Source organism: Kitasatospora sp. NPDC059571 (genome assembly GCF_042735675.1).
Lineage (GTDB): Bacteria > Actinomycetota > Actinomycetes > Streptomycetales > Streptomycetaceae > Kitasatospora.
This window is the reverse complement of record NZ_JBHWBW010000304.1, coordinates 6,286-9,566: the sequence shown is the minus strand read 5'-3', so window position 1 is coordinate 9,566 and position 3,281 is coordinate 6,286. Positions and strand designations below refer to the sequence as shown.

At 71.0% G+C, this 3,281-nt stretch carries 3 protein-coding genes; 2 read left to right on the top strand and 1 reads right to left on the bottom strand.

Annotated features, from left to right (window positions below; all coding sequences use genetic code 11):
* Window positions 1-110: 110 nt before the first annotated feature.
* A complete protein-coding gene (gene lepA / locus ACFV0G_RS27095; RefSeq protein ID WP_380553239.1) occupies window positions 111-1,979 on the bottom strand; it encodes a translation elongation factor 4 in 1,869 nt (622 codons plus the stop codon).
* Between the two features lie 179 nt (window positions 1,980-2,158).
* Here lepA and ACFV0G_RS27090 point away from each other — a divergent pair, with 179 nt between their 5' ends.
* Both ACFV0G_RS27090 and rpsT read left to right on the top strand, forming a co-directional pair.
* On the top strand, window positions 2,159-2,503 hold the full coding sequence (locus tag ACFV0G_RS27090; RefSeq protein ID WP_380553236.1) for an antibiotic biosynthesis monooxygenase family protein: 345 nt from the start codon (window positions 2,159-2,161) through the stop codon (window positions 2,501-2,503).
* A 230-nt stretch (window positions 2,504-2,733) separates the two neighbouring features.
* Window positions 2,734-2,994 (top strand): 30S ribosomal protein S20, encoded by a 261-nt coding sequence (gene rpsT / locus ACFV0G_RS27085; protein ID WP_380553233.1) that lies wholly within the window; start codon window positions 2,734-2,736, stop codon window positions 2,992-2,994.
* The last annotated feature ends 287 nt before the right edge of the window (window positions 2,995-3,281 follow it).

Below are 3,281 nucleotides of genomic sequence, written 5' to 3'. Positions count from 1 at the left end.
CGGGCGCGGGGGGGGGGGGGGGGGGGCCGGCGGGGCGCCGGCGCCCCGCCCCCCGGGGGCGCCCCCGGGGGGGGGGGGGCGGGGCCGCCGCCCCTCCGGGCGCGCCTGGGTTACTTCTTCTCCTTCGGCGGCTCCGCGTCAGTGGAGAGCGCGGCGATGAAGGCCTCCTGCGGGACCTCGACCCGGCCGACCATCTTCATCCGCTTCTTGCCCTCCTTCTGCTTCTCGAGCAGCTTCCGCTTGCGGGAGATGTCACCGCCGTAGCACTTGGCGAGGACGTCCTTGCGGATGGCGCGGACGGTCTCACGGGCGATCACCCGGGAGCCGATGGCGGCCTGGATCGGCACCTCGAACTGCTGGCGCGGGATCAGCTTCTGGAGCTTGCCGGCCATCATGACGCCGTAGTTGTAGGCCTTGTCCTTGTGCACGATCGCGGAGAAGGCGTCCACCGCGTCGCCGTGCAGCAGGATGTCGACCTTGACCAGCTGGGCGCTCTGCTCGCCGATGGGCTCGTAGTCCAGCGAGGCGTAGCCGCGGGTCTTGGACTTCAGCTGGTCGAAGAAGTCGAACACGATCTCCGCGAGCGGGAGGGTGTAGCGCAGCTCGACGCGGTCCTCGGAGAGGTAGTCCATGCCCTGGAGGTTGCCGCGGCGGGACTGGCAGAGCTCCATGATCGCGCCGACGAACTCGTTGGGCGCGAGGATGGTGCCGCGCACCACCGGCTCGAACACCTCGGCGATCTTGCCGGTGGGGAACTCGCTCGGGTTGGTGACGGTGTGCTCGGTGCCGTCCTCCATGACCACCCGGTAGATCACGTTCGGGGCGGTGGAGATCAGGTCGAGGTTGAACTCGCGCTCCAGGCGCTCCCGGATGATCTCCAGGTGCAGCAGGCCGAGGAAGCCGCAGCGGTAGCCGAAGCCGAGGGCGACCGAGGTCTCCGGCTCGTAGACCAGCGCGGCGTCGTTCAGGCGCAGCTTGTCGAGGGCGTCGCGCAGCAGCGGGTAGTCCGAGCCGTCCAGCGGGTACAGGCCGGAGAACACCATCGGGCGCGGGTCCTTGTAGCCGCCCAGCGGCTCGGTGGCGCCCTTGTGCATCGAGGTGATCGTGTCACCGACCTTGGACTGCCGGACGTCCTTCACACCGGTGATGATGTAGCCGACCTCGCCGACGCCGAGGCCGTCGGCGACCTTGGGCTCGGGCGAGATGACGCCGATCTCCAGCAGCTCGTGGGTGGCGCCGGTGGACATCATCGCGATGCGCTCGCGCTTGGTGAGCTGGCCGTCGACGACACGGACGTAGGTGACCACGCCGCGGTAGGAGTCGTAGACCGAGTCGAAGATCATCGCGCGGGCCGGGGCGTCCTTGACGCCGACCGGGGCCGGGATGTTGTCGACGATGTGGTCGAGCAGGTCCTCGACACCGAGGCCGGTCTTGGCGCTGACCTTGAGGACGGACTCCGGGTCGCAGCCGATGATGTGCGCGATCTCGGCCGCGTACTTCTCGGGCTGGGCGGCCGGCAGGTCGATCTTGTTGAGGACCGGGATGATCGTGAGGTCGTTCTCCAGCGCCAGGTAGAGGTTGGCGAGGGTCTGCGCCTCGATGCCCTGGGCCGCGTCGACCACCAGGATGGTGCCCTCGCAGGCCGCCAGGGAGCGCGACACCTCGTACGTGAAGTCCACATGCCCCGGGGTGTCGATCATGTTGAGGATGTGCGTGGTACCGGCGTTCGCGCCGGTCCTCGGCGCCCACGGGAGGCGGACGGCCTGCGACTTGATGGTGATGCCGCGCTCACGCTCGATGTCCATGCGGTCGAGGTACTGGGCACGCATCTGCCGCGGGTCGACGACACCGGTGATCTGCAGCATCCGGTCGGCGAGCGTCGACTTGCCGTGGTCGATGTGGGCGATGATGCAGAAGTTGCGGATCACCGCCGGGTCGGTCCGGCTGGGCTCTGGCACATTGCTGGGGGTCGCGGGCACCTTGGTCCGATTCTCCGTGTGGTCCGGGGGCCGGGGTGTCCGGGTCATCGCTGACCGGCTTCCCGGGGACCGGACGGTCTCGTCCGGCCGATATGGCTCCCCCCATCTTCCCACGAGCGCGCGGCGCCGTGCCGGGCAGCTCTTCCACCCCCGTCGCGCGCCCGGCAGGATGGCGTTCCATGATCCTTGAGAGCGCACTGCTGGACGTCCGGCCCGGCCGCGAGGACGCCTTCCTCGCCGACTTCGCGACGGCCCGGGAGCTGATCGCCGTGCAGCGCGGGTTCCGCGGGCTGGAGCTGCGGCGCTGTCTGGACGAGGGACTCGGCTCGCGCTTCCTGCTGCAGGTGGAGTGGGAGACCCTCGCCGACCACACCGAGGGCTTCCGCGGCTCCGCCGAGTACCAGCAGTGGCGCACCCTGCTGCACCCCTACTACGAGCCGTTCCCGGCCGTGGAGCACTACGGCGAGCCGGTGCTCACGGCGGCGCCGGCCACCGCGGGGCCGGCCGGGGCGCAGCGGGGCTGAGCGGTCCGGGCCGTCCGGCCCGCCGGGGGCGGGTACCGAGGGCGGGCGCGGAAGGCGGCCACGGAAGGCGGGCGGGGCGGCTGCGCCGGTTTGGGCGGGCGCGTCGCCCCTGGTAGCGTGGGGCGCTGCAACTGGCTTCGGCATGCCCTCTCAGCACGACCGCAGCCGCTGCGGTGCCCGGCACCGCATGCAGCCCCATCACGACCGATTAGACAGACTGAGGCTCCTTCGTGGCGAACATCAAGTCCCAGATCAAGCGCAACAAGACCAACGAGAAGGCGCGCCTGCGCAACAAGGCCGTCAAGTCCTCGCTGAAGACCGCGATCCGCAAGGCCCGCGAGGCCGCTGCGGCCGGCGAGACCGAGAAGGCCACCGTGCTGGCCCGCGAGGCCTCCAAGGCCCTCGACAAGGCCGCCAGCAAGGGCGTCATCCACAAGAACCAGGCTGCCAACAAGAAGTCGGCGATCACCAAGCTGGTCAACGCCGCCTGATCCAGGCCCCTGGTGGTCACTGCGCACAGTGACTCCTCCGGGCCCCGCCCGGACCGGACGGCGTGATCGCGGCCCTCTACCCGCCCGCGCCGACCGAACCCCCTCGGACCAGCACCGGCCCTCTACCCGGAGCCCCGAGGCGCACGACTCCGTACCGCACGCGGCCTGCGTTCGCCACGCGGGTGCGGTACCCAGATCGACGCCGACAGGCGCCGCAGCAGAGCCCTCCCCCCGGCCCGCGGGGGGCCCTGGCACGGGGTCGGGCACCCCCCCCCCCCCCCCCCCCC

Bases quoted from the DNA above. Each gene is read 5' to 3' on its own strand.
- ACFV0G_RS27090 (WP_380553236.1), top strand. From the start codon at position 2,159: ATGATCCTTGAGAGCGCACTGCTGGACGTCCGGCCCGGCCGCGAGGAC.